The following is a 25,368-nucleotide window of genomic DNA, read 5'->3' as shown; positions in this document are numbered from 1 at the left end:
GGGGTCTATTTGCTAGTTGAGCGTTCGCGGCCAGGTATGCCGCGAACGCGTGAGCGCAAAAGGAGCGCACAATCTATGGCTAACGATCTGGCTTCGTCGCCCGTCAATCTTTCATCTTTCACGGTTCCCGCGGGCACTGCCGTCGGCGCAATCATGCGCGAGCGCGATCTCCCGAATAAAGGCGAGAACGCAATCGTGTGTGTCAAAGACTCTGAGGGCAACCTCAAAGATCTTTCCCACGTTCCAGAACAAGACGCAGAATTCACCCCGGTTCCCGCCTCCAGTGAGGACGGCCGTGGCGTGATTCGTCACTCCTGTGCGCACGTGCTGGCGCAGGCAGTACAGGCTGAGTTTCCTGGAACAAAGCTGGGCATCGGCCCAGCGATTGAGAACGGTTTCTACTACGACTTTGATGTTGCAGAACCGTTTACCCCAGAGGATCTGAAAACCGTGGAAAAGCGGATGAAGAAGATCATCAAATCGGGGCAGAAGTTCGTGCGCGGTGTGTACGCCTCTTCTGAGGAAGCCGCTGCAGACCTCAAGGACGAGCCGTTTAAGCTGGAGCTTGTTCAAGACAAAGGCAATGTTGACCCGAATTCTGATGAAGCAACCGAAGTTGGTGCCGGTGAGCTGACTTACTACGCCAATGTTAACCCTCGTACCGACGAAGTCGAGTGGCACGATCTTTGCCGTGGCCCTCACGTGCCAACGACCAAGTACATCCCTGCATTCGCCATTACCCGCTCGTCTGCAGCCTACTGGCGCGGCGACCAAGCCAACGCTGACTTGCAGCGCGTCTACGGTACTGCGTGGGAGTCGAAGGAAAAGCTCGACGAGTACCAGACGATGATGGCAGAGGCTGAGAAGCGCGACCACCGTCGTCTAGGCACTGAGCTGGACCTGTTCTCTTTCCCGGATGATCTGGGATCGGGCCTGCCAGTTTTCCACCCCAACGGTGGCATCGTGCGCAATGAGATGGAAGACCACTCCCGTCGCCGCCACATCGAGGCGGGCTACTCCTTCGTGAACACCCCGCACATCACCAAGGGCGACCTGTACGAACGCTCCGGCCACCTGGGCTTCTACAAAGAAGGCATGTTCCCGCCAATGAACGTTGATGCGGAATACGACGAGGACGGCCACGAAACCAAGCCGGGCCAAGAGTATTACCTCAAGCCGATGAACTGCCCCATGCACAATCTGATCTTCGACTCTCGTGGTCGCTCCTACCGTGAGCTGCCGTTGCGCCTGTTCGAGTTCGGCACGGTCTATCGCTACGAGAAGTCGGGCGTAATCCACGGCCTGACTCGTGCGCGTGGCTTTACCCAAGATGATGCGCATATTTACTGCACTGAGGACCAGCTTGAAGAAGAGCTGACCACTGTGTTGGACTTCATCCTGTCGCTCCTGCGCGACTACGGCCTGGATGATTTCTACCTCGAGCTGTCCACCCGCGACCCAAAGAAGTCTGTGGGCTCCGATGAGATCTGGGAGCGTTCCACTGAAATCCTGAACCGTGTGGCTACCAACTCCGGGCTCGAACTCGTTCCTGACCCAGAAGGTGCCGCCTTCTACGGTCCGAAGATTTCGGTGCAGGCTCGCGACGCGATCGGCCGTACTTGGCAGATGTCCACGGTTCAGCTGGACTTCAACATGCCAGATCGCTTCGACCTTGAATACACCGCCTCGGACGGCACCAAGAAGCAGCCGATCATGATTCACCGTGCGCTGTTTGGCTCGATCGAGCGCTTCTTCGGCGTGTTGCTTGAGCACTACGCAGGTGCTTTCCCGGCATGGCTGGCACCACACCAGGTCATGGGCATTCCCGTCGCCGATGATTTCTCGCCTCACCTGGAGACGATCGCTGCGGAACTGCGCAAGCGCGGCGTCCGCGCCGACGTGGATACCTCCGATGATCGCATGCAGAAGAAGATTCGCACGCACACCACCGGAAAAGTTCCATTCATGCTGCTCGCAGGCGCACGCGACGTTGAAGCTGACGCAGTGAGCTTCCGCTTCCTCGATGGCACTCAGGTCAACGGCGTTCCAGTTGCAGAAGCAGTCGATCTGATCGATTCTTGGGTGCGTGAACGTATCAACGACCAGCCGAGCGAGGAAACCTTTGCCGCACGGCGAGGCTAAAGGCAACGGAGCTTTTACAGACACTGGAGTGGGCGAGCCTGATGCCCTCCAGCGTCTGTGGGCTCCCTACCGGGCGCACTATATTGCGCAGGTGCCGGGGGACAGCGCCTCGTCGTCAAGCGAAAGCTCTGATGATCCTTTCACTATCGCGCCGACGAAATCCGACGAAGACGCACTGATTGTGGCGCGTGGCGAGCACGTCTATCTCATACTTAATCTGTATCCCTACAACTCTGGCCACATGATGGTGGTGCCTTATCGCAAGGTAGCGGAGCTGGAAAATCTCAACGAAGCGGAAACCGCGGAACTGATGGTGTTTCTCAAACGCGCAATCCGCGTGCTGAAAAGAGTTTCCGCGCCAGAATCAATTAATGTAGGGCTGAACCTGGGACGCGCCTCCGGTGGCTCCGTAGGTGACCACTTGCACATGCATGTGGTGCCGCGGTGGTCGGGAGATGCCAATTTTATGACGGTGCTCGACGGAACCAAGGTGCTTCCCCAGTTATTACGTGACACCCGCGCGCTGATGGCGCAGGGGTGGAGCACCGTTATTGCGGAGGAGAACAGAAGTGCTTAGTGTCCATGGCAGAAAACCGGCAGCCGTAGTGGTCGAGCCGGTGGCGAAGGCGCTGCTGAAAACAGGCATCACGCCCAATGTTGTCACCGTCATCGGCGCCGCACTCACCGTGGTCATCGCCGTTGTACTCATCCCCATGGATTACCTGGTGTGGGCAGCAGCACTCACCGCGATCTTCGCGGCCTTAGATATGGTCGACGGAACGATGGCGCGGATGCGCGGCGGGGGAACCGCATTTGGTGCCACACTCGATGCCACCTGCGACAGGATAACTGACGGCGCGCTGTTTGCAGCCATCACGTTCTGGCTGGTCTATATCGACGAGGCCCACCCGCTTACCGTCGCGGTGTCGCTCGTGGTCATTGTTACCTCCCAGATCATTTCTTATGTCAAGGCCCGAGGCGAAGCAGGCGGCCTGAAAATGGTCGGCGGGTTGATCGAACGCCCAGAACGCCTGATCCTTGGCCTTGGTGGCCTCGCGCTGGAAGGTTTCGGAGTTCCCTACGCGATCGAGGTCGCGCTGTGGCTTTTGGCAGTTGGTTCCGTGTTCACCGTGATCCAGCGCTTGGTGATTGCTTCACGCGACCCCCAAGCGCAGGTACCCGTATCTGCTCCGGCGGGTTCCAAGGAAGCTGAACAAGAGGCAGAACAAGCTGCCAATCAGGAACTACACCGGGAAGCAGAGAAGGATTAACGCGTGGCACGCCCCTCATCGCCTGAAAAGTTGTCTGAAAAGTTGTCGAAAGAGAACCTCTCCGCCCTGGGCTATCTGGCGGGATGGAAGGTCATTGGCAAGCTGCCCAACCAATTAGTTACCCGCCTGTTCAACTGGGGCGCAGATAAAGCTTCCGATAATGGTCACGGCATGGAGATGCTGCGCCGTAACCTCACGCGCGTTGTCGGCGCTGAAAACGTCACATCGGACCTGGTTAAAACATCGGTGCGGTCCTACGCACGGTATTGGCGCGAAGCATTCCGCTTGCCCCAACTCGCTGGGGACCCAGGGCTCATCGACTCGATTTCGGACGCATTTGTTGGCCGTGACCTGCTTGATCGATCGATTAATCAGGGCAAGGGTGTGATTCTCACTCTGCCGCACAGCGGAAACTGGGACATGGCTGGAATGTGGCTGAACACCGAATACGGCCAGTTCACAACGGTGGCCGAGCGGGTGAAACCCGAGGTCCTGTTTGAGGCTTTCGTGGAATTCCGCGAGTCCCTGGGCTTCGAGGTCATTGCACTGACAGGGGAGAAGGTCCCGCCTTTCCAGCAGCTCAAGCAGGTGTTGGAGCGTGGTGGCATCGTCTGCCTCTTGGGCGAGCGTGATCTCTCCGAACGTGGCGTAGCCGCGAATTTCTTCGGAGAGGAAACAACCATGCCCGCGGGCCCCGCCCAGCTGGCAATCGAAACGGGAGCGCCCCTCCACGCGGTGCATTGCTGGTTTACCGGCAGCGACAAAGATCCGGGGTGGGGGATCTCTGTTTCAGCACCCGTGGAAGTGACCACATTGGAAGATACCGTCCAACGCATCGCCGACCTATTCGCAGCCAATATTGCGGCTCACCCTGAGGATTGGCATATGCTGCAACCCCAGTGGCCCGTAGACAAACGCAAGAAGCGGAAGAAATAGGGAGCGTCCTAACGTGCGAATTGGAATTGTGTGCCCTTATTCCTTTGACGAACCCGGCGGAGTTCAAGCCCATATCCTTGATCTTGCGGATGTTCTGATTGCTCAAGGACACTATGTCGGCGTGCTTGGGCCAGCCAACGACGAGACTGAACTCCCTGAGTACGTCACCCGCGGGGGCGGATCGATTCCGATTCATTACAACGGTTCGGTTGCGCGCTTGTCCGTTGGCCCACACGTGCGCAGGATAACGAAGGAATTTATCCGCGACGGAGCCTTCGACGTGCTTCATATCCACGAGCCCAATTCGCCGAGCTATTCCATGGTGGCGCTGCGGCTTGCTGAAGGCCCGATCGTGGCTACCTACCATGCCTCTGCAGCGTCGTCACGCTTGCTCAATATTGCTCGCCCGATCTTGCAGCCCGCCTTGGAAAAGATTGATGGCGGCATCGCCGTGTCCGAGATGGCTCGCAGGTGGCAGGTCGAACAACTTGGCGGTGACCCCGTCCTGATCCCCAACGGCGTGGATACCAGTAGCTTCTCCGCTGCCCGCAAACCCCACGTTGAGGGCGCGCCCACCGAAATAGTATTTCTCGGCAGGCTTGATGAATCTCGTAAAGGATTGGATATTCTCCTGCGCGCCCTGACTCAATTAGATCGCGACGTGCGAGTCACGGTGATGGGCGGAGGCCGCCCGCGCAATGTCCCCGGCGTCGATTTCGTCGGGCGCGTCAGCGATGCCGAGAAGGAAGAGATTCTCGGCCGCGCAGATATTTATGTCGCCCCGAACACCGGTGGAGAATCCTTTGGCATCGTGCTCGTCGAGGCGATGGCCGCCGGCTGCGCAGTCGTCGCAAGTGATCTTGAGGCGTTCGCCGCGGTCTGCGACGTCCAGTCCGAGACTCCAGCGGGCGTACTTTTTCCTGTCGGCAACGACCGGGCATTGGCCAACGCGTTGCGCTCGCTTATCGACGACACCGACGCCCGCGAATCGCTGGTCGAAGCGGGAGTAGCTCGCGCGCAACAATACGACTGGTCAACTGTTGCGGCCAAGGTGATGCAAGTCTACGAAACCGTAACCGACGGTGCTGGCCACCAGATTGTCAAGGTCGGCTAATGACAACAACACTATGGGTCGTCCTGGCCGTTCTGATTACCCTGGCCTTAGCCTGGGCGTATTCCACCGCGCAGCGCCTGGATAAATTGCACGTGCGCACCGATCGAAGCCGTGCCGCTCTCGAAGCCGCCCTCAACCGCCGCGCGGCTGTGATTGCAGTTTTGGTGCCCGAGGTCGCGCCGGATGCACGCAGCGCAGAAGAGGCCGGCCTCGTTCCTGGTGCCTTTGATTCCCGGATTCAACGTGAACGTAGTCTCAATAAGAAAATCGCCGCTGTCGGCAACATCGACAGCAGCGAACTAGCGGACGCGAATGCCCGCGTTATGTTGGCGGTGCGCTTTTACAACGATGCAGTGGCCGATACGAGAGCAATTCGGCTCCGGCCCATCGTGCGCATCCTGCGCCTAGGTGGCACAGCCCCGCTGCCGGAATTTTTTGAGTTTGGCGAGATCCAGTAGACCCAATCGTCTACTGGATCTGATCAGCAATTGCGTCGGGGTCATATGGCTGCCCGATGGCAAGTAGAATTGCGAACACAATAGCAACGAGCACGACAATGATAATCAGGCTGCGTACGGGGTGACGCACAACTTGTGCGAGAGCTTTCTCTGGAAGCGACTGGGGTTGTTCGGACGGATCGGAAAAGCGCCATCCTCCCTCGAGTCGGCCACTACGCTCGGCCCAGATCGAAAACGGCAGGGCAGCCCATGGGATGAGTGATACGGCCAGCCCGACGATGCCAACACCTGCGGTCCAGCTGTTGTTCACCCACACCAAGATGGTCAAGACCACGAAGCACAAAAAGCCAAAGCCGTGGATACCGCCTGCGATAGGTGTAACAGCATCTGTTACTCCCGAGTACTTTAGGACCATTCCGACGATGAGGAAGGTCCAGGTGAAAAATTCAAGAATTGCCACGGAAAGATGCAGCTTTTTGGGGGTGAGTGAGCTCATGTACCACCACGCTACCTGTCTTCCGCGCAAAACCGTGTACCGTTTTCGATTATGACTGCGAAGCACTCGATTAGTGACATTCTCGACCTCGAGCGGATTGATTCCGATATCTATCGGTCTCCGGTGATCGAATCTGAATTGGAGCGCACTTTCGGAGGCCAAGTGGCTGCCCAAGCTCTCGTAGCCGCTACCCGCACAATCGAAACTGACAAGTTTGTCCATTCGCTGCACGGGTACTTTATCCGCCCAGGGAAATCGAACGAAGAGACGGTATTTCTGGTTAATCGCATGCGTGACGGAAACTCCTTTGCAACCCGCCACGTCGAGGCGATTCAGAACGGCGAGACTATTTTCTCCATGCAGGCGAGTTTCCATCGCAGCGGAGACGAGGGCATTGAACACTCGGATCACATGCGCGAGGTACCACGCCCCGAGGATCTCGACGATGCCCGCAGTACCCTGCCCCCAAGCTCCCGAGCACTCCTTGAAGAATGGTCGGACTGGGATTTTCGCATGGTTCCCCCAGACCGCTACGAGCACAATAAATACACACCGAGCCAGCAGGTGGTGTGGTTCCGCTCGAAGCAGCAATTGCCTGACGACGACACCTTCCACGTCTGCACCTTGGCCTACATGTCCGACATGACGCTATTGCAGTCGTCGATGGTTCCTCACCCCGGACACAAAGTCCAGATGGCATCGCTGGACCACGCCATGTGGTTCCTGCGACCATTTCGGGCTGACGAATGGCTGCTTTACGACCAGGTCTCGCCTTCGGCACATGCGGGACGTGCGCTGACTCACGGACGCATCTTCGATAGCGCGGGAAATCTCGTGGCGATGGTGACGCAGGAAGGTTTGACGCGCACCCTGCGTGAAGGCAGGAAGCCTTTCCCGCTGCGAACACTCAAGTAGGGTAATTTCCCCTAAATCTATAACCTGATAGGTGGACACACCAGCCAGGTTCTCGTCGTCAAGCGCTATGCGCGTATAGTTGATAGCCGACACGCGGTAGGCCCGCAGCACACGTGATTGACGCGTAGTGCGCGGATGTGCCCCGCGCAACCACCGATAGAAAGGGAACGGTTATGGCAGGCCACTCAAAATGGGCAACAACAAAGCACAAGAAGGCCGCGAACGACGCGAAGCGTTCAAAGCTGTGGGCAAAGTTGATCAAGGACATCGAGGTTGCGGCCCGTACCGGCGGTGGCGATCCAGCAGCTAACCCAACCCTGGACGACATGATCAAGAAGGCCAAGAAGGCCTCTGTTCCAGGAGACAACATTGAGCGCGCTCGTAAGCGGGGCTCCGGCGAAGAAGCTGGTGGCGCTAACTACGAGAACATCACTTACGAGGGCTACGGCCCAGCCGGTGTAGCGATTCTGATCGAATGTCTCACTGACAACCGCAACCGTGCCGCTACTGAGGTGCGCACCGCGATGACCAAAAACGGCGGTAACCTGGGCGAATCCGGTTCCGTTGCGTACATGTTTACCCGCACTGGCGTAGTCCAGATTAAGAAGGGTGAGCTCAGCGAAGATGACGTACTGATGGCGGTTCTCGAAGCCGGCGCTGAAGAAGTAGTTGACCTCGGCGAAGAGTTCGAGATTGTCTGTGCTCCAACGGATATCCAGGCGGTCAAGGCTGCCCTTGAAGGCGAAGGTATTGAGGTGGAGCAGGCGGATCAGGAATTCCGTGCATCCGTAGAAGCAGACCTAGGTGTCGAGGACGCGCAGAAGGTGCTGAAGCTGATCGATGCTTTGGAAGACTCTGACGATGTGCAGAACGTATACACGAACATGAACCTGTCAGATGAGGTCATTGAAGCGCTCGACGCTTAGTTCGTTATCTCTTTTTCGCCCCGCACGCTGTATATTCTTGTCCATACCGCTGCGGGGCGTCACTGTTTGTCGCTCGATTATGGTAGAACAAATGTGTGATTAATTTTGTGAGGTGTGTGTGAGTACCGAAGGTCTGCGTGTGATGGGCATCGACCCGGGTCTGACTCGGTGCGGCCTTTCCGTTGTGCAAACTGGCGGAGGTAGGCAGGTCATTCCTATTGCGGTCGGAGTGGTGCGTACTCCTTCGGATGCGGAGCTCTCCGAGCGACTATTGCGCATTTCTCGGGCGGTCGGCGAATGGATGGATGATTATCAGCCGGACGTTGTTGCCATGGAGCGTATTTTTGAACGTGGCAATGTCTCTACTGTGATGCATACTGCGCATGCCGTTGGTGTGATGGTCTTGGCCGCTGCGGAACGTGATATTCCGGTGCATATGTATACGCCTTCCGAGGTGAAGAAGGCGGTATCGGGAAATGGTCGCGCCGATAAGAAACAAATGACCACCATGATTACTCGCATCCTTGGGCTCAGTGAACCACCAAAGCCCGCTGATGCCGCTGACGCTTTAGCCATCGCCGTCTGCCATTGCTGGAGGGCTCCACTACTTGCTCGGACTCAACAGGCGCTTAACGCCACTGGAGTGAAACGTTCATGATTGATTCTTTAAATGGTGAAGTACTTTCCATCGGCCTCGACCATGCAGTCATCGAATGTGGGGGAGTGGGCTATCGTTTTCTCGCAGCTCCGCCGACATTAGGGCGACTGACGCGCGGTGAATCCACCCGAGTGCTGACCGCGATGGTGGTCAAGGAAGACTCGATGACGCTGTACGGCTTCATCAACAGCGATGACCGAGAGCTATTTCATACACTACAAAGCGTGAGTGGTTTGGGGCCCAAACTGGCTCTGGCAACGTTATCGCTGTACAACGCCTCTGAGGTCGCGGGGTTTGTCTCCTCGGGCGACGTCAAGGCTCTCCAGACCATCCCTGGCGTAGGTAAGCGAATGGCAGAACGCATGGCCCTGGAGCTAAAGGATAAGCTCAAGGCGGTTGCAGTTGAAGAGGAGGCAGGTGTCCCAGTTTCTTTAAAGCTCGGCTCCTCCGACCTGATGGTCGAGCAGGTCGTCGAAGCGCTCATCGGGCTTGGCTTTACCGAGAAGTCAGCGCGCCCCGTGGTGGAGTCCGTCGTGGCGGAGAACGAGGCTGCAGATACCTCGACGGTGCTGCGCACTGCGCTGGCTCAACTTGGTAGAAATTAGTGGTGGAAAGAGATAGGTCGTAGCTTGTGTCTGATGTAGAAAAGACGGAGTTCCAATTACCTCCTGACATGCAGCGAAAGGCAGTGTCCCGCGACGAGAATGCCCCGATTGACCCGCGGGAGCACGTCCAAGAAAGAGACGTGGAAAAAACTCTCCGCCCCAAAGGGTTGGATGAGTTTATTGGCCAGCCCAAAGTCCGCGAGCAGCTAGATCTCGTTCTGACCGGTGCGAAAAGGCGCGGGGTGACCCCCGACCACATTTTGCTTTCTGGCCCGCCGGGACTGGGGAAGACCACCCTGTCGATGATCATTGCCCAAGAATTGGGCACCTCGTTGCGGATGACATCGGGACCTGCACTTGAACGAGCGGGTGACTTGGCGGCTATGTTGTCGAACATCGTCGAAGGCGACGTCCTCTTTATTGACGAGATCCACCGCATCGCACGCCCCGCCGAGGAAATGCTCTATATGGCGATGGAGGATTTTCGGATCGACGTCATTGTGGGTAAAGGTCCTGGGGCTACTTCCATCCCATTGGACATTCCGCCATTTACCTTGGTGGGTGCAACGACTCGTGCGGGTATGTTGACGGGGCCGTTGCGCGACCGGTTTGGTTTTACTGCACAGATGGAGTTCTACGAAGTAGACGACCTGACCAAGGTCATTACGCGAGCATCTAAGATCCTCGGGGTCAGCATCGACCACGATGCCGCGGTGGAAATTGGTTCTCGTTCACGTGGCACACCTCGTATCGCGAACCGTCTATTGCGTCGCGTCAGGGACTGGGCCGAAGTAAACGGAAACGGTCACGTCGACGTCCCTGCAGCACAAGCCGCACTCGAAGTCTTTGATGTCGACGAGCTCGGACTCGATCGACTCGACCGAGCAGTCTTAAGTTCTCTAATCAAGGGCCATGGCGGTGGGCCAGTAGGAGTCAATACCCTAGCCATCGCAGTCGGGGAGGAACCCGCGACCGTCGAAGCCGTGTGCGAACCGTACTTGGTGCGCGCGGGGTTGATGGCCCGAACGGGACGCGGACGCGTGGCCACGGCAGCGGCGTGGCACCACCTTGGACTGACTCCTCCTCCTGAAGCACCTGGGCAGCTTAATCTGATGTAGTGGTACGGGTCATTCGTAGGAAATTTTATGCGGGTCGAATAGGCGAACCACAGAATCACATGCCACAATAAAGGCCTATGGATCTCTTATTATTACTTCTCGTCCTTGCGGTATTCCTTCTTCCTTCCTTTTTCATGATGCGCTCGCAGAAGAAGCGTCAGCAGCAAGTCACAGAAATGCAATATTCAATCAATGCCGGCGACCGGATTGTTACCGTCGCAGGTTTCCACGCAACTGTCGTCGCCACGCGTGACACGGAAGTCGACTTGGAGCTTGCCCCAGGCACCATCGTGACCATGGAGCGCCAAGGCATCATGCGCAAGGTCGAGGAAACTCCGACTCCATATAATGAGGTTCCAGGTTCTGCAGGTGCAGTGTGGGACCAAGCCGCGGCACCTGAGGCACAAGAGCCTGGGTATACAACGCACCCGGAGAATCTGCCCGCAGACAATCCGCAGACCAACCCAGATGTGACGCCAGAACCTAGGTCCGATTCTCAGACCGATGGATTCCCAGAAGACGAAACACGAGACAACCGCTAAACCAGACGGTTTTTAAAGTCTGGCCCTTCCTTGTACATGAACGCGGGTCGGGCTTAACTGTTTTGTTACATTTGACGTACCATCGGGATTTGTGTGTTTTCCCGTGCGCGCAATTCGCACGCAGCAACAGAGAGCTTGATTCCCCGATCCTTTAAATGGACGTGGAAAGCAGAGCCATCACGTGAACGATTAATAGTTGAGGAGATACCTCCGTGTCCGTAACTACCCGGCGCAGCAGTGAGAGTAGCTCGAAGAGAGCGTGGCCCAAACGGGCTCTCGCCCTTTTCGTGCTGATTGTCGCGGTTGTGTATGCATTGGTGTTTTTCACCGGTGATCGCTCGGCAACCCCAAAGCTCGGTATCGATCTGCAGGGCGGTACCCGAGTGACCTTGGTCCCCCAAGGCGAAGAACCCACCCAAGATCAGCTAGACCAGGCACGCATCATTCTGGAGAACCGTGTAAACGGCATGGGCGTCTCGGGCGCGGAAGTTGTCGTTGATGGCAACACTTTGGTGATTACGGTGCCAGGGGAGGACACGGCAGAGGTTCGCAATCTCGGCCAAACCTCGCAGTTGATGTTTAGGCCTGTAGCGCAGCCCGGGATGCCAGATACGGCAGCTTACCCGGAGGTGCTTGGCCAGACAGCCAACGATTGGGTGCGCTACGGCGTATTAAGCAAGGAAGACGCTCAAGCATCTCTCGACGAGGCGATGAGCGTGATCAATTCCTCACTCGGCGAGGCCGACGCTTTGGACGTGCCCGCAATCGATGCTGAGCCATTGCCGGAGCCTGAGAATTCCATTGCCGCGGGCGAGTTCCGCCAGGAAGTCACAGACATGCTTCGCGACGATCGCCAGTCCGAAGATCCGACTCAGCAACTCGCAGCACTGCAGCTGATGCGGTGCGAGCCTTCCACTGCAGATGAGATTTCCGGCACCGATGAACTCGCTGGCACCGATGTGCCGGAACGTCCACTGGTGACTTGTGATCCAACTTCTGGTCAAGCAATGCTGCTTGATCCTGTACCACTGCTGTCCGGTGTCACCGATGAAAACGGCCCGCGTTTGACCGGCGACCAGATTGATACCAATCAGCCGATCACCGGTGGATTCAACCAGCAGACCGGCCAGATGGAAATTAGCTTCTCCTTTAAGCAGGACGGCGAATTCAATGGTTCCCAGACCTGGGCCGAGCTGACCAGCCAGTACCTGGGCCAGCAAATCGCGATCACACTTGATTCCGAGATCATCTCCGCCCCTCAGATCCAGGGTGCTACCCCAGTCGGCCAAGCGACCTCGATTACTGGTGACTTCACCCAGGAGTCGGCAACAGCGTTGGCGAATAACCTGCGCTACGGTGCGCTGCCGTTGTCCTTTGCCGGTGAAAACGGTGAGCCTGGCGGTACTGCAATGACCGTTCCGGCGTCGATGGGTGAGGCATCACTGAAGGCCGGCCTGATCGCAGGTGCAGTTGGTCTGCTCCTCGTCGCAATCTTCGTGTTCTGGTACTACCGCATGTTTGGCTTCGTATCCATCATCACGCTGTTTGGAGCAGGCCTCTTGGTCTACGGTTCACTTGTTCTGCTAGGCCGTTGGATTGGTTACTCTCTGGATCTCTCCGGCGTTGCAGGCCTGATCATCGGTATCGGTACCACCGCCGACTCCTTCGTCGTGTTGTATGAGCGCATCAAGGACGAAGTTCGAGCGGGCAAGACCTTCCGTTCGGCTACCCAACGTGGTTGGGATCGAGCCAAGCAAACCATTGTCACCGGTAACATGGTGACCCTGATCGGGGCCGTGGTGATTTACTTCCTCGCGGTTGGCGAAGTGAAGGGCTTTGCCTTCACCATGGGCTTGACCACTGTGTTCGACTTGCTGGTGACCTTCCTAGTCACCGCTCCATTGATGATCTTGGCTTCGCGGAAGCAATTCTGGGCCAATCCGAAAGTTAACGGCATGGGCAAGATGTTTGCCCTCGCTGAAGCCGATCGGGAAGCCGGTCGCGATCCTGAGGCCGAGGCGCACAGAGCGAATGCTTCTTTGGCCACAACAACCTCCGCCGAAAGCGAGGAGAAGTAGTCATGACCACATCAGTTTCACAACCCACACCAGCGGACAAACCTTCGACGCAGAAAAAGAAGATGTCCAACTTTGACAAGTTGTACACGGGTGAAGGATCGATTGACTTCATCGGCCGATCCAAGCTGTGGTACGGGATCACGATTGTCCTGTTGCTCGTCAGTATTGGTTCCATGCTGTTTCGCGGATTTGATCTCTCGATCGATTTTGAAGGCGGCACCAAGCTCTCCATGCAGGCCGGCGATCTCGTCGCTGAGCAGGTCGAGGAGACGTTTGTCGACGCTACCGGAGTGACTCCCGAAATCACCCAAATCGTTGGTGCAGGAGATTCCCGAACTCTGGAGATCAACTCCGAGCACCTGACGCAAGATCAAATTGATTCGGCTCGCCTCGCCATTTATGAAGAGCATCAGCCACTAAACGCAGAAGGTGTTGCCACACCAGATGCTGTGGGTGATTCGACTGTGTCGGAATCTTGGGGTTCCACCATTACACAGCGCATGCTTTTGGCGCTCGTGGTGTTCCTGATTGCGGCGGCAGTATATGTTGCAGTGCGCCTTGAGCGAGAGATGGCTGTCGCAGCGATGGCCGCACTCGTCGTCGATGGCGTCGTCATCATGGGCATTTACTCGCTGTTTGGGCTTGAAGTGTCCCCGGCGACGATCATTGGTTTGCTGACAGTGTTGACCTTCTCGATCTATGACACCGTGATTGTCTTCGACAAGGTGAAGGAAAATACTTCTGGGGTCTTAGATTCCAGACGCTCGACCTATGCGGAGGAAGCCAACTTGGCGGTCAACCAAACGGTCATGCGCTCGATTTCTACTTCGGTGATTTCGGCGCTGCCGATCATTGCTCTTCTCGTCGTCGCGGTGTGGTTGCTGGGCGTGGGTACGCTACAAGATTTGGCGATCATTCAGCTCATTGGTGTAGTGGAAGGCATCTTCTCCTCACTCTTCCTGGCCACTCCAATTCTGGTCTCCATTGTGAATAGCCAGAAGAAGTACAAGGAGCACAACAAGGCTGTGGCTGCCTACCGTACATCGGGCAAGGAGCTTGACGACGATTCCGCTGAACACTCCACCGCTTCCACTTCCGCGAAGCGCACTGTGGACACTCCAGGTTCTCGTGGAAACGACTACGGCCCAGGCGAGGGCACAGGAAATCAACAAGCCTCATGGCGGCCAGGCCGGAATTAGGCTTCGAAGGGAAGACCCGAAACTGTAGACCCAAAACTTGAGACCAGGAAGTAGAAACGTGATGCGCAAACGATCGATAACGGCCCTTGCCGGAATGGTTACTGCAGCCTCTATTCTGGCTGGGTGTTCGTTGACGGACGGAACTGGTGGATTTACCGAACCGAGTTCTCGGGACATGTTCGGCTATCAAGTCTCGCAGGAGCTCAAGACCTCGAATGCGGGTTCAAACGTGGGTGTATCCACTAATGCTCACCTGCTTTCGGGTCGCCTCTATCCCGCGGTGTTCGTTCCTGGTCCCAGCGGGCAGATGATTCCCAACACTGATGTCGCGCGAACGCAGGTCCTGCCCGGACGCAATCGTCAAGTGATCTACACGATTGAGACTGATGCAAAGTTTTCGGACGGGGCGCACCTGACCTGCTCAGATTTCCTTTTGGCTTATACAGCCGGTACTCATCCGGATCTCTTCGGTGCTCACATGCCATTGATGGATCAAATTGATCACCTTGATTGCCTGCCTGGGGCAAAGGAATTTACCGTGGTGTTCAAAGAAGGCCAGGGCGATCGATGGCGCGAGCTCTTCGGCCCGGGCACAATTCTTCCGGCCCATGTCATTGGTCAACGCCTAGAAATGGATGCAAACACCTTCGTCGAAGCACTGGAGTCGGAAGACCCAGACCAATTGACACCGATCGCTGAAATCTGGCGCGAGGGGTTCAACCTAGACAACTTCGACCCGGAACTCCAGGTCTCGTTCGGACCGTTCCGCATCGACTCGGTTGGTGAAGACGGTGAAGTAGTCTTAGCGCGCAACGAACATTTCAATGGCGATAGTGCGGCATTGGAAAACCTCGTTGTCTGGCCGCAGAGCGCGGATTCGGCCGAACTTGTCCAAGCCGGTGCGTTGCGAGTAGCGGATGTGCAAACAGATTCTCCGGAGTGGCTGGATCTCAACGCCGAGGGCAACCCGTACACGGTGGAATCGATGGTGGGAGAGCTCACGGAATCTTTGCGTTTCGCCGACTCTGGTACGTGGTCAATCGCGGAGAATCGCCAAGCTCTGTCGCAGTGCGTGGATCAAGCTGCAGTTGCGGAAGCATCAAGTGAGATCGCGGGGGTAGAAGTACCTCCTGTCAATGTTCACGTAGTTCGGCATGGCGATCCGGTTGCTCGCCAGTTGGGGGAGCGCTCAAAGGATCATTTGGAAACCGATATTGAAGCGGCACGTGCAGCCACAGGTACGGAAATTCGAATCGGCTACGCAACACCGAATGAGCGCAAGGCTGCCATGGTCGAGGCCATCAAAGATTCCTGCGAACCAGCCGGGATCACGGTTGTCGACGCGACTGAGTCCGGTAAAACGCTCGACGATCTAGCGTCTATCGACGCCACCCAGTCAGACGGGGAAGCAGGCGATGGATCCATCGATGCTTTCTTGGGTGCCATTGACCCAATGTCTGAGTACAATTCGGCAGCCGTAAACTTGTCTAATGTACGGGCGTTGCGGGCACACGAATCGTATTTCTGGAAAGAGCTTCCCACCCTGCCGTTAGCTGCTCAACCCCGTACATTCGTAGTAGACCGAAACGTAAGTAACGTGGCAGTGTACACAGGCCCCACCGGTATTGGGTGGAACATGGATCGCTGGCAAGTAACAGATGAGGAATCGACAAGTGACCCAGAGTAAATATGCAACCGCCCGTGAAGCGCTTGCTGACAAGATGCGCTACGTACAAGACTTCCCAGAAGAAGGAGTCTTGTTCGAGGATCTAACTCCAGTCCTCGCGGACGCGGATGCGCTGCAAGTCGTTGTCGATGAACTCTCAACTGCCTGCGAGGAGTTCGGCGCAGACGTCATTGGTGGCCTCGATGCCCGTGGGTTCCTGCTGGGTTCCGCAGTGGCGTATAACCTGGAAAAGGGAATCCTTGCTATCCGTAAGAAGGGCAAGCTTCCGCCACCAGTTTTGTCGCAGTCGTACGAGACGGAATACAGCCAGGCAGCATTAGAGATTCCGGCAGACGGTGCGGATATCCACGGTAAAAACGTCGTGCTTGTCGACGATGTTCTGGCTACCGGTGGAACATTGATCGCCGCGACCAAGCTCATTGAGCGCGCAGGCGGCACGGTTACGGGCTACGTAGTTGTCCTCGAAGTTGAGGATCTTGGTGGCCGTGCGCGCCTGAACGGGAGTCCATTGGTTGTGTTGAATGACACACCCAACAAGGAAGGGTAGTAGTCTTTATAGACTAGCTATTTTCACCAATTCTTAGGGGGCGACGATGACGCAGGAACGATCACAACGGCTCCCCGGCATGAGAAGCGTGTCTGCGCGTTTGGCGCGTTCTTTGACCGGTGGACGGTCCAGAATTAACCCTGTGCTCGAGCCTTTGCTGTCGATTCATCGGCAGTTTCACCCGAAGGCGGACGCAGAACTTCTTTCACGGGCATATGACACCGCGGAACGGCTCCATGAAGGAGTTATTCGCAAATCCGGTGACCCGTATATTACCCACCCGCTCGCAGTGGCTACGATCTGTGCCGAGATCGGCATGGACACCACCACACTGGTGGCAGCACTTCTCCACGACACTGTTGAGGACACGGATTACTCCCTCGACGATCTCACCGCGGACTTCGGCCCGGAGGTTGCGCGCCTCGTTGACGGTGTGACCAAACTAGACAAGGTGGCTCTTGGCGCGGCTGCCGAGGCTGAGACGATCAGGAAGATGATCGTCGCGATGGCTCAGGACCCGCGCGTCTTGGTGATCAAGGTGGCAGACCGTCTGCACAATATGCGCACCATGCGCTTTTTGCCGCCAGAGAAGCAGGCGAAGAAGGCCCGCCAGACTCTGGAAGTGATCGCCCCGTTGGCGCACCGCCTCGGCATGGCAAGCGTGAAGTGGGAGCTCGAGGATCTTTCCTTCGCCATTTTGTACCCGAAGAAGTATGAGGAGATTGTTCGCCTCGTTGCTGACCGTGCTCCTTCGCGCGATCGCGCGTTGAAGGAGATTTCCGAAAAGGTTAGCGCTGAGCTGCGCGCCAATAACATCAAGGCTGAGGTCAAGGGACGCCCGAAGCACTACTGGTCGATCTATCAGAAGATGATTGTCCGGGGTCGTGAGTTCGATGAGATCTTCGATCTGGTCGGTATCCGTGTGCTCGTCGATACGGTCAATGACTGCTACGCGGCAATCGGCGTCGTGCATTCGATCTATTCGGCGATGCCAGGGCGCTTCAAGGACTATATTTCGAATCCTCGTTTCGGCGTGTATCAGTCCTTGCACACCACGGTAATGGCAGATAGCGGCCGTCCCCTCGAGATCCAGGTCCGCACCCACGAGATGCATTACAACGCCGAGTTCGGCGTGGCAGCGCACTGGCGGTACAAGGAGACTAAGGGCTCCCACAAAGGCGACCAGGCCGAAGTCGATCAGATGTCGTGGATGCGCCAGCTGTTGGACTGGCAGAAGGAAGCCGCCGATCCGAATGAGTTCTTGGACTCGCTACGCTACGATCTGACCTCTCAGCAGATCTTCGTGTTCACGCCGAAGGGCGATGTGGTGAATCTTCCTGCGGGCTCCACCCCGGTGGACTTCGCCTACGCCGTCCACACGGAAGTCGGGCATCGCTGTATTGGCGCGAAGGTCAACGGTAAGCTCGTTGCCCTCGAGTCGACCTTGCAGTCGGGCGACAGGGTCGAGGTCTTTACCTCGAAGGACCAAAATGCTGGTCCATCGCGAGATTGGCAGGACTTCGTTGTCTCTCCTCGCGCGAAGGCAAAGATTCGCCAGTGGTTTGCGAAGGAACGCCGCGAGGAGCACCTCGAGGCCGGACGAGATGCCCTCGCAGCCGAGGTGCAGCGAGGTGGCCTTCCGATGCACCGCCTGTTCACCGCGGAGTCGATGAAGTCGGTAGCCAAGCAGCTGCACTACCCGGACGTTGATGCGCTCTATACCGCCATCGGTGCCGGCACCGTCTCGGCGCAACACGTCAGCCACCAGCTGATGGCGCGCTTCGGCGACGAGGACGATGCTGTCGATGCACTGACCGCACGCACCCCGCTGTCGAAGCTGGTCTCCCAAGAACCGAAGAATTCCGGTGAAGCCGGAGTCCTCGTTCAAGGCAGCCCTGATGTGATGGCGAAGTTGGCGAAGTGCTGCCAGCCCGTGCCCGGCGATGACATTATCGGATTCGTCACCCGTGGCGGGGGAGTTTCGGTGCACCGCAGCGATTGCACAAACGCGCCGAAATTGCAGGAAGAGCCCGAGCGCCTCATCGAGGTGTCGTGGGCAGGCTCCAGTTCTCAAAGCGGTGCTTTTGTGGCGACCCTGCAGATTGAGGCGCTCGATCGACACGGGCTCCTCGCCGAGCTCACGCGTGTGCTCACCGATCAGAAGTTGTCCATCAGTGCATTGAGTTCGCAGCTTGGCGACGACCACATTGCCACCATTCGCTTGACCGTATCCGTGTCCGATACGAAACAGTTGGGTGCGCTGATGAACCAGCTGCGCAATATCGAGGGTGTCTTCGACATCTACCGCGTCTCAGGTTAAGAAGAAACCTTATAGTCTCTCACAGGTGACTCTAAGGTGAATTCTTGGCACACAATGGGTAACTACCTGCGGAAACAAACTTCTCTCCTCTGCGTAATGTCTCAGATTGATTAAGACTGGCAATGTTCTGAAAAAAACATTTTCAACATACGAGGAGACATTTCCGTGTCTAAATTCCGTCGCCTCGGCCACCTGGTGGCCGCGACTACTACCACTGCCCTGGTTATGCAGGGATTTGTTGTTGCTAATGCTCAAGAAGACGCTAGCAACGAAGTCACCATTTCCATTTCAAATTTCACCGACTTCCACGGTTACCTGGAAGACGAAATCAAGTACGAAGCTCCAGAGGCTGGTCAGTCGATGGGCGCAGCTAATATCGCTTCTCTCATTGAATATGTCAACGCAGGCGCAGATGGTTCCATCGCTACTACCACGGGCGACAATGTGGGTGGCTCCGCCTTCGTGTCCGCGATTGCCAACGACGAGCCCACCATTGAAGCGCTTAACGCAATGGGCATCGAGGTTAATGCTGCAGGTAACCACGAGTTCGACAAGGGCTTTGACGATCTGACCGGTCGTCTGATCCCTGGATTTGATTCGCCAATCTTAGGTGCCAATGTGTACTTCGAGGATGGTACCCGCGCTCTCGAGGCATCGATGGTGAAGGAAATCGATGGTGTCAAGGTCGGGATCGTCGGTACCACCTCGAACCTGACCCCACAGAAAGTTTCCCCAAGCGCGACCGCGGGACTAGACATCCGCAACGCGTCGGAGGAGGCAAACAAGGAAGCAAAGCGACTGAAGGATTCCGGCGAGGCTGACATCGTCGTCGTTCTACAGCACGATCCAGCTGAGATCGACAACCTGAACATGGACGCTGCATACGTTGACTTCCTCTTCGGTGGCGACACTCACCTGCGACAGCTCGATATTGATGCTGCGGTTCCTTACGCGCAGTCCTGGGAATACGGCAAGATGGTGACCGATCTGGATATCACCTACAACAAGGACACCAACGAGATCGTCAACCTGACTGCCGAGCAATACGACGCAGCGGATTTCGTCACGTTGGGTCTGACTCCAAATGCTGAGGTTGCTGCAATCGTCGATAATGCTGTTGCACAGTCGGAAGTACTGGGTGCTGAGGTTATCGCAGAGACCACTGAATCCTTCTACCGTGGATCCAACCCTGGGGCTGGCCCCGGTTCGAACCGTGGTGTTGAGTCCACGGCGAACAACATGCTTGCAGAATCCAACCTCCAGGCAATGGATGCTTTCCTTGGCGGTGGCCAGATTGATCTTGGCTTGATGAACGCAGGTGGCGTGCGTGCGGACCTTCCTGCAGGCGAGGTCACTGTCGAGCATGCTGTGAACATGCAGCCTTTCGGCAATGAGCTTTCCTACGCGACCCTGTCGGGCCAGGCAATCCTTGATGCGTTGGAGAACCAGTGGCAGGACGGCAATGAGCGCCCACGTCTGTCCATGGGCGTTTCTGACAACGTCAACTACGTCTACGATCCTTCTGCACCAAAGGGATCGCGCATGACCCACGTCACCATCAACGGTGAAGCACTTGATCCTAACCGCGACTACAAGGTAGCAACCTCGACCTTCATGTTCGAGGGCGGCGATGGATTCATCAATCCAGCAGACGTGCGCGACCAGGTCAACGTTGGCTACATCGACTTCCAGGCATTCCAGGACTACCTGCGTACCGGCGCAGCTGCAGTGCGTCAGGGCCAGGGCGAGGTAGGCGTCGTACTTCCAGAAGGCGGCCTTGTTTCGGGTGCGTCCAACACTATTGAGGTGAGCTCCCTGAATTACTCCAGCGAAGACGAGCCAATGGCAACGACCGTGACCCTGCGTATCGGAGATGTAGAACAAACTGTTGGCATCGATACTGCGACTTCTGATGCGGACAATGGCTACGGCGAATTCGGACGTGCGACCGTAATCATCGACCTGCCGGCGGAAGTCACGGGAGAGCAGCTACTGACCATCACAACGGATGCTGGCACGGAGATCTCCATGCCAGTGAATGTCGACGAAGAGCTCTCCAACGGTGGTACTTCGCGTTCGTCGAGCTCCTCCCTGAGCAACTTGAGCAGCTTGAGCAGCCGCTAAAGAGAAGACTAGGTTGAGCCACACCGGCTCAGAAAATTTTGACAGGCGAGGCCCGCGAAATCCGCGGGCCTCGCCTGTCTTTGTGCCTTGTTTGTGAGCACAAAAATCCGCGCTCCTGATGAGGAGCGCGGATTTGGAAGTTTCTTCGTGAAAGGTTTAGACGAAGTACTTGGTGATGAAAGCGAAGGCTGCACCCAGCGCGGTGATCACAGCGGTGAAGACACCGATCCAGGACTTCAGTTCGTTTGGATCATCGGTGTTGATGTTGCTGCTGAGGTCCGAGGAAGCTTCTTCGGTGGTGGTGGTCTCGGTATCCGTCTCGGGATCCTTTTCAGTGTCAGGTGCGTCCACAACGTTGGTTGCCGTGGAGCTAGCAGCAGGGTTATCTTCTGCGTTTGCGACGACGGTACCTGCGGTGGCGACGGTGAGTGCGGTTGCTGCTGCAACGAGAGCCTTGCGGAGCTTCATGTGTATCCCATTCTGTGGAGCGTCACGAATACAACTGATGTATTCGAGGCATTACGAATTACCCTTTGGAACTATAGCCTGGGTCGATAGGGCCTGCAACACGAATCGCACAGAAAGTTCAAAGGTTTAATTTTTTGCTCTACCTGCAAGAATCATATTCCCTTAAGCTTCCTGTCAGACTCTGCACCGCAAAAATGGCAACTAGCTAGCGACGGTCGCGGAGGTAATGCGAACTTCCTCAGCCGGTGGGCCGTCTTGTGGTCCCATCTGGGATTCAGCGGCATTGACACCGGCTTCCGCAACGGAGTCGAGGGTGGAGAGGCCTTCGTCGTCAATCTTGCCGAAGTAGGTGTACTGTGGTGGCAGGCCACCATCGCCGTAGTTCAAGAAGAACTGCGAACCGTTGGTGTCTGGGCCTGCATTGGCCATGGCGATGGTGCCCCGCTCGTAGATGACGGGGGTATTGGTGTCTTCAGCCTCATCGGTGGGGTACTCATTGGCAAACTCAAAACCAGGTCCGCCGGAACCAGTGCCCGACGGATCGCCGCACTGCAAAACCTTCAGGCCTTCGCCTGTAGTGAGGCGATGGCAGACGGTGTCGTTGAAGTACTCCTGGTCGACGAGATACTCAATCGCATTCACGGTACAAGGCGCAACGGTGCGGTCGAGTTCCATGCCGATCGGTCCAGCCGTGGTATCCAGATTGACTGTGACCGTGCCCTCGGTGGAGATGTTCTCGGTCCCCGGCATGCCCACGTCGCGGGCGGCCTCGCCAGCGTCGTTGTAGGTACATTCCACTGTTGCCGGTAGAGCCTCGGCTCGCTGGGTAGCCAGTGGCTCGTAGCCGGCGAGAGGATCAGTCTCCTCTGCAGGTGTGGTCTCCTGGGCGCTTTCTTCAGCCACGACTTCCTCGTCGCTGTTGTACGTCACTGCGTAGTAAATACCACCGCCGACAGCCGCAATGACTACAGCTGCAAGAGCCGCAACGGTAATCGGCTGTCGCTTCTCTTTGCGGTCACGGGAGTTGAGCTCGCTCTCAAGTTTTTTGAGGGCGTCTTTGCCACGCTGTTCGTTATTACTCACCGGGTTGAAACCTCGCTGCCTTATGTGGGACGTACGGTAGATATACGTTAACACTCTACTGAATCGGTGAGCCGGGAGCGTGGCGGGTCACGTTCGTTCTCACTACAGTGGGGCCCATGGCAAACGTAACTTTTAAGAATGAACCAGCAACTACCGCAGGCGAACTCCCAGCAGTGGGCGACCAGCTTCCAGCTTTCGAGCTCGTGGGCACCGACTTGGCTCCTGTGACCGATAGCGCATTGAGCGGCAAGCGCTTGATCCTGAATATCTTCCCTTCCTTGGACACCGGCACCTGTGCTGCCTCTGTGCGTGAATTCAACTCGCGCGCAGCAGAGCTCGACGAGAACACCACCGTGCTGTGCATCTCCAAGGATCTGCCTTTCGCACATGATCGTTTCTGCTCGTCCAACGGCATTGAGAACGTTGTCAACGCTTCCGCTTTCCGTTCCTCTTTCGGCGAGGATTACGGCGTGACTCTGCAGGATTCTCCTTTGCAGGGTCTGCTGTCTCGTTCGGTGATTGTTACCGATGAGAACCACAAGGTCCTCTACACCCAGCTCGTCGACGAAATCTCCGAAGAGCCTAACTACGACGCAGCACTAGAAGCGCTGAAGTAATTCACTCCCTCATGCCCGGCCCGCACAAAGTGTAGGCCGGGCATTCGTCGTAAAGCGGGCTTGTCGCCCTCATCCACTATGCTGTGCCCATGAATATTTCCGGTTTTGCCGCGGGGCCATACAAAACGAATACGTATGTCATCACCCAAGGCGATGAGGCGATTGTGGTGGATCCCGGCATGCATGCCCATGACAAAGTTGTTGCGGAACTGGACGAGAATGGGGTGGGGCTCAAGGCGGTGCTGCTGACTCATGGGCACATCGATCACAGCCGCGATGCGGGGTCCTTGGCCACGAAGTACGACATTCCAGTCTACATTCATGAAGGCGACGAAGCCTACCTCAAGGGTGCGGAGGGTGTGCGCGAAGAAACTCTGATGCTTTTTGACGCTAAAAATATGGTCCCCGTGCGCGATCTTCGCCACCTCGAAGACGGACAAATTCTCGAAATTGCGGGAGTGACACTGCGCGTTGCCCACGCTCCCGGCCACACGATGGGCAGCGTGCTGTTGATCCACGACGAGGTTGTTTTCACCGGTGATGTGTTGTTTAGGGGCACAATCGGGCGGACTGACTTTCCGGATTCGGACAATGATGCCATGCTGCGATCGCTTGCCGGGCCGGTGTGGGACTTGGACGATAAATTGGCGGTTCTGCCGGGGCACGGGCCCACAACTTCGGTGCGCGGGGAGCGCACTACCAACCCATATCTCATTCAAGCAAAGCAGAACGGCTAAACTTTCTGCCTGTGAGTACTAACAAGACTGGAAAATCCCCGGAGAAGTTCAAGGCACTGGCAGCCCCGAAGGGCGTGCCCGATTATGTGCCACCACAATCCGCGACCTTTATTCGGGTCCGCGACGAGTTTGCTCGCCAGGCGCATTTGGCTGGCTACCAGCACATTGAGCTTCCGATTTTCGAGGACACCACCTTGTTTGCCCGCGGCGTGGGTGAGTCCACCGACGTTGTGAGCAAGGAAATGTACACCTTCGCCGATCGCGGCGAGCGCTCCGTCACCCTGCGCCCGGAGGGCACCGCGGGTGTGATGCGTGCGGTGATCCAGCACAACCTCGATCGCGGTTACCTGCCGGTGAAGCTGAATTACTACGGTCCGTTTTTCCGCTACGAGCGCCCGCAGGCCGGCCGTTACCGCCAGCTGCAGCAGGTCGGTATTGAGGCTATTGGCGTCGACGATCCGCTGCTCGACGCCGAGGTCATCGCACTGGCCGACCGCAGTTACCGCGCCGTGGGCCTGAAGGATTTCCGCCTCGAGCTGACCAGCCTGGGCGATAACAATTGCCGCCCAGCCTACCGCGAGAAGCTGCAGGAGTTCCTGTTCAAGCTGCCTCTCGACGAGGAAACCCGCCAGCGCGCTGAGATCAACCCGCTGCGCGTCCTCGACGACAAGCGCCCCGAGGTCCAAGAGATGACCGCCGATGCGCCACTTATGCTTGATCACCTCGACGACCACACGCGGGCACACTTCGAAACTGTCACGGGCACCCTCGACGACATGGGTGTGCCGTACGTGATCAATCCGCGCATGGTTCGCGGCCTTGATTACTACACCAAGACCACCTTCGAATTTGTCCATGACGGCCTCGGTGCCCAGTCCGGCATTGGTGGCGGCGGTCGCTACGACGGCCTGATGGCACAAATCGGTGGCCAAGACCTCTCCGGCATCGGCTACGGCCTCGGCGTTGACCGCACCGTGCTCGCCCTCGAGGCGGAAGGCGTCGTCCTCGACGGAGTCGACCGTCGCGTCGACGTCTACGGGGTCGCGCTCGGCGGCGCGGCAAAGCGTCGCATGGCTTTGCTTATCGACGAGCTCCGCGCCGCCGGTATCTCCGCCGACATGGTCTACGGCGACCGCGGACTCAAGGGTGCCATGAAGGGAGCGGACCGCGCAGGTGCTTCATTTGCGCTGGTACTCGGTGACCAGGAATTGGAGGCCGGCGAGGTCTCGGTGAAGAACATGGCAGATCAGACGCAGCAGCCGGTTGCGCTTGATCAAGTAGTTACGGCACTGAGGTCGGCCCTTTCGGAGTAACTGATTGGTTGAGT

24 protein-coding genes are annotated in these 25,368 nt (G+C 57.0%); 21 read left to right on the top strand and 3 right to left on the bottom strand.

Annotation, left to right across the window (positions count from 1 at the left end):
- The first annotated feature begins 75 nt into the window (after nucleotides 1-75).
- The 6 genes from thrS to A37O_RS0101090 are packed head-to-tail and all read left to right on the top strand — an operon-like array spanning nucleotide 76 to nucleotide 5,921.
- Nucleotides 76-2,142 (top strand): threonine--tRNA ligase, encoded by a 2,067-nt coding sequence (thrS, locus tag A37O_RS0101115; protein ID WP_018295651.1) that lies wholly within the window; start codon nucleotides 76-78, stop codon nucleotides 2,140-2,142.
- Nucleotides 2,123-2,719 carry an ATP adenylyltransferase gene (locus A37O_RS0101110; protein WP_018295650.1) on the top strand — a complete coding sequence of 199 codons (597 nt, stop codon included), beginning with the start codon at nucleotides 2,123-2,125 and terminating at the stop codon, nucleotides 2,717-2,719. Before thrS ends, A37O_RS0101110 begins: the two co-directional genes overlap by 20 nt.
- Nucleotides 2,712-3,413: a phosphatidylinositol phosphate synthase gene (pgsA, locus tag A37O_RS14350; RefSeq protein WP_051077925.1), complete on the top strand. Its 702-nt coding sequence runs from the start codon at nucleotides 2,712-2,714 to the stop codon at nucleotides 3,411-3,413. The genes A37O_RS0101110 and pgsA overlap by 8 nt, the downstream gene beginning before the upstream one ends.
- A gap of 3 nt (nucleotides 3,414-3,416) precedes the next feature.
- The gene (locus A37O_RS0101100; RefSeq protein ID WP_018295648.1) at nucleotides 3,417-4,349 is read left to right on the top strand and encodes a phosphatidylinositol mannoside acyltransferase; all 933 of its coding nucleotides are present in this window, start codon (nucleotides 3,417-3,419) and stop codon (nucleotides 4,347-4,349) included.
- A 13-nt stretch (nucleotides 4,350-4,362) separates the two neighbouring features.
- Entirely contained in the window at nucleotides 4,363-5,463 is a 1,101-nt protein-coding gene (locus A37O_RS0101095; RefSeq protein WP_018295647.1) for a glycosyltransferase family 4 protein, read from the top strand.
- The gene (locus A37O_RS0101090) at nucleotides 5,463-5,921 is read left to right on the top strand and encodes a hypothetical protein (protein ID WP_018295646.1); all 459 of its coding nucleotides are present in this window, start codon (nucleotides 5,463-5,465) and stop codon (nucleotides 5,919-5,921) included. Before A37O_RS0101095 ends, A37O_RS0101090 begins: the two co-directional genes overlap by 1 nt.
- Nucleotides 5,922-5,931: 10 nt before the next feature.
- On the opposite strand, the gene A37O_RS0101085 is transcribed toward A37O_RS0101090, so the two are convergent.
- Nucleotides 5,932-6,417, bottom strand: coding sequence for a DUF3817 domain-containing protein (locus A37O_RS0101085; protein ID WP_018295645.1), 486 nt, complete (start codon nucleotides 6,415-6,417; stop codon nucleotides 5,932-5,934).
- A 51-nt stretch (nucleotides 6,418-6,468) separates the two neighbouring features.
- Between A37O_RS0101085 and A37O_RS0101080 the strand changes: the two genes are divergently transcribed.
- From A37O_RS0101080 to A37O_RS0101025, 12 genes are all read left to right on the top strand, one after another.
- The gene (locus A37O_RS0101080; RefSeq protein WP_018295644.1) at nucleotides 6,469-7,332 is read left to right on the top strand and encodes an acyl-CoA thioesterase; all 864 of its coding nucleotides are present in this window, start codon (nucleotides 6,469-6,471) and stop codon (nucleotides 7,330-7,332) included.
- 173 nt (nucleotides 7,333-7,505) lie between these two features.
- Nucleotides 7,506-8,258: a YebC/PmpR family DNA-binding transcriptional regulator gene (locus tag A37O_RS0101075; RefSeq protein ID WP_018295643.1), complete on the top strand. Its 753-nt coding sequence runs from the start codon at nucleotides 7,506-7,508 to the stop codon at nucleotides 8,256-8,258.
- Between the two features lie 118 nt (nucleotides 8,259-8,376).
- Nucleotides 8,377-8,916: a crossover junction endodeoxyribonuclease RuvC gene (gene ruvC / locus A37O_RS0101070; RefSeq protein ID WP_033377618.1), complete on the top strand. Its 540-nt coding sequence runs from the start codon at nucleotides 8,377-8,379 to the stop codon at nucleotides 8,914-8,916.
- Nucleotides 8,913-9,521, top strand: coding sequence for a Holliday junction branch migration protein RuvA (gene ruvA, locus A37O_RS0101065; RefSeq protein ID WP_018295641.1), 609 nt, complete (start codon nucleotides 8,913-8,915; stop codon nucleotides 9,519-9,521). The genes ruvC and ruvA overlap by 4 nt, the downstream gene beginning before the upstream one ends.
- A 68-nt stretch (nucleotides 9,522-9,589) precedes the next feature.
- The gene (gene ruvB / locus A37O_RS0101060; protein WP_018295640.1) at nucleotides 9,590-10,639 is read left to right on the top strand and encodes a Holliday junction branch migration DNA helicase RuvB; all 1,050 of its coding nucleotides are present in this window, start codon (nucleotides 9,590-9,592) and stop codon (nucleotides 10,637-10,639) included.
- A 77-nt stretch (nucleotides 10,640-10,716) separates the two neighbouring features.
- Nucleotides 10,717-11,181 carry a preprotein translocase subunit YajC gene (gene yajC / locus A37O_RS15750; RefSeq protein WP_018295639.1) on the top strand — a complete coding sequence of 155 codons (465 nt, stop codon included), beginning with the start codon at nucleotides 10,717-10,719 and terminating at the stop codon, nucleotides 11,179-11,181.
- Between the two features lie 212 nt (nucleotides 11,182-11,393).
- Nucleotides 11,394-13,259 carry a protein translocase subunit SecD gene (gene secD / locus A37O_RS0101050; RefSeq protein ID WP_026196021.1) on the top strand — a complete coding sequence of 622 codons (1,866 nt, stop codon included), beginning with the start codon at nucleotides 11,394-11,396 and terminating at the stop codon, nucleotides 13,257-13,259.
- 2 nt (nucleotides 13,260-13,261) lie between these two features.
- Nucleotides 13,262-14,458, top strand: coding sequence for a protein translocase subunit SecF (gene secF / locus A37O_RS0101045; RefSeq protein WP_033377617.1), 1,197 nt, complete (start codon nucleotides 13,262-13,264; stop codon nucleotides 14,456-14,458).
- Between the two features lie 61 nt (nucleotides 14,459-14,519).
- The gene (locus A37O_RS0101040; protein WP_051077924.1) at nucleotides 14,520-16,145 is read left to right on the top strand and encodes an ABC transporter substrate-binding protein; all 1,626 of its coding nucleotides are present in this window, start codon (nucleotides 14,520-14,522) and stop codon (nucleotides 16,143-16,145) included.
- Entirely contained in the window at nucleotides 16,132-16,692 is a 561-nt protein-coding gene (locus tag A37O_RS0101035; RefSeq protein WP_018295635.1) for an adenine phosphoribosyltransferase, read from the top strand. The genes A37O_RS0101040 and A37O_RS0101035 overlap by 14 nt, the downstream gene beginning before the upstream one ends.
- A gap of 46 nt (nucleotides 16,693-16,738) precedes the next feature.
- A complete protein-coding gene (locus A37O_RS0101030) occupies nucleotides 16,739-19,012 on the top strand; it encodes a RelA/SpoT family protein (RefSeq protein WP_026196019.1) in 2,274 nt (757 codons plus the stop codon).
- 165 nt (nucleotides 19,013-19,177) lie between these two features.
- Nucleotides 19,178-21,136: a bifunctional metallophosphatase/5'-nucleotidase gene (locus A37O_RS0101025; protein ID WP_018295633.1), complete on the top strand. Its 1,959-nt coding sequence runs from the start codon at nucleotides 19,178-19,180 to the stop codon at nucleotides 21,134-21,136.
- Nucleotides 21,137-21,292: 156 nt separating this feature from the next.
- Here the strand turns inward: A37O_RS0101025 and A37O_RS0101020 are convergent, their stop codons facing one another.
- Together A37O_RS0101020 and A37O_RS16745 are read right to left on the bottom strand one after the other, a co-directional pair.
- Complete coding sequence (locus A37O_RS0101020; protein WP_018295632.1) at nucleotides 21,293-21,604, bottom strand: hypothetical protein; 312 nt, start codon at nucleotides 21,602-21,604, stop codon at nucleotides 21,293-21,295.
- A 201-nt stretch (nucleotides 21,605-21,805) separates the two neighbouring features.
- On the bottom strand, nucleotides 21,806-22,687 hold the full coding sequence (locus A37O_RS16745) for a peptidylprolyl isomerase (RefSeq protein WP_018295631.1): 882 nt from the start codon (nucleotides 22,685-22,687) through the stop codon (nucleotides 21,806-21,808).
- 116 nt (nucleotides 22,688-22,803) lie between these two features.
- On the opposite strand from A37O_RS16745, the gene tpx reads away from it, so the two are divergent.
- From tpx to hisS, 3 genes are all read left to right on the top strand, one after another.
- Nucleotides 22,804-23,304: a thiol peroxidase gene (gene tpx, locus A37O_RS0101010; protein WP_018295630.1), complete on the top strand. Its 501-nt coding sequence runs from the start codon at nucleotides 22,804-22,806 to the stop codon at nucleotides 23,302-23,304.
- 89 nt (nucleotides 23,305-23,393) lie between these two features.
- Complete coding sequence (locus A37O_RS0101005; protein ID WP_018295629.1) at nucleotides 23,394-24,041, top strand: MBL fold metallo-hydrolase; 648 nt, start codon at nucleotides 23,394-23,396, stop codon at nucleotides 24,039-24,041.
- An 11-nt stretch (nucleotides 24,042-24,052) separates the two neighbouring features.
- Nucleotides 24,053-25,354: a histidine--tRNA ligase gene (gene hisS, locus A37O_RS0101000; protein WP_018295628.1), complete on the top strand. Its 1,302-nt coding sequence runs from the start codon at nucleotides 24,053-24,055 to the stop codon at nucleotides 25,352-25,354.
- Nucleotides 25,355-25,368: the final 14 nt, after the last annotated feature.

Origin of the sequence: Corynebacterium lubricantis DSM 45231 (genome assembly GCF_000379425.1) — a bacterium.
GTDB classification, from domain to species: domain Bacteria; phylum Actinomycetota; class Actinomycetes; order Mycobacteriales; family Mycobacteriaceae; genus Corynebacterium; species Corynebacterium lubricantis.
This window is presented reverse-complemented; position numbering and strand designations above follow the sequence as displayed.

Bases quoted from the DNA above. Each gene is read 5' to 3' on its own strand.
- thrS (WP_018295651.1), top strand. From the start codon at position 76: ATGGCTAACGATCTGGCTTCGTCGCCCGTCAATCTTTCATCTTTCACG.
- A37O_RS0101090 (WP_018295646.1), top strand. From the start codon at position 5,463: ATGACAACAACACTATGGGTCGTCCTGGCCGTTCTGATTACCCTGGCC.
- A37O_RS0101085 (WP_018295645.1), bottom strand. From the start codon at position 6,417: ATGAGCTCACTCACCCCCAAAAAGCTGCATCTTTCCGTGGCAATTCTT.
- A37O_RS0101080 (WP_018295644.1), top strand. From the start codon at position 6,469: ATGACTGCGAAGCACTCGATTAGTGACATTCTCGACCTCGAGCGGATT.
- A37O_RS0101075 (WP_018295643.1), top strand. From the start codon at position 7,506: ATGGCAGGCCACTCAAAATGGGCAACAACAAAGCACAAGAAGGCCGCG.
- ruvA (WP_018295641.1), top strand. From the start codon at position 8,913: ATGATTGATTCTTTAAATGGTGAAGTACTTTCCATCGGCCTCGACCAT.
- ruvB (WP_018295640.1), top strand. From the start codon at position 9,590: ATGCAGCGAAAGGCAGTGTCCCGCGACGAGAATGCCCCGATTGACCCG.
- yajC (WP_018295639.1), top strand. From the start codon at position 10,717: ATGGATCTCTTATTATTACTTCTCGTCCTTGCGGTATTCCTTCTTCCT.
- secF (WP_033377617.1), top strand. From the start codon at position 13,262: ATGACCACATCAGTTTCACAACCCACACCAGCGGACAAACCTTCGACG.
- A37O_RS0101040 (WP_051077924.1), top strand. From the start codon at position 14,520: ATGCGCAAACGATCGATAACGGCCCTTGCCGGAATGGTTACTGCAGCC.
- A37O_RS0101030 (WP_026196019.1), top strand. From the start codon at position 16,739: ATGACGCAGGAACGATCACAACGGCTCCCCGGCATGAGAAGCGTGTCT.
- A37O_RS0101020 (WP_018295632.1), bottom strand. From the start codon at position 21,604: ATGAAGCTCCGCAAGGCTCTCGTTGCAGCAGCAACCGCACTCACCGTC.
- tpx (WP_018295630.1), top strand. From the start codon at position 22,804: ATGGCAAACGTAACTTTTAAGAATGAACCAGCAACTACCGCAGGCGAA.
- A37O_RS0101005 (WP_018295629.1), top strand. From the start codon at position 23,394: ATGAATATTTCCGGTTTTGCCGCGGGGCCATACAAAACGAATACGTAT.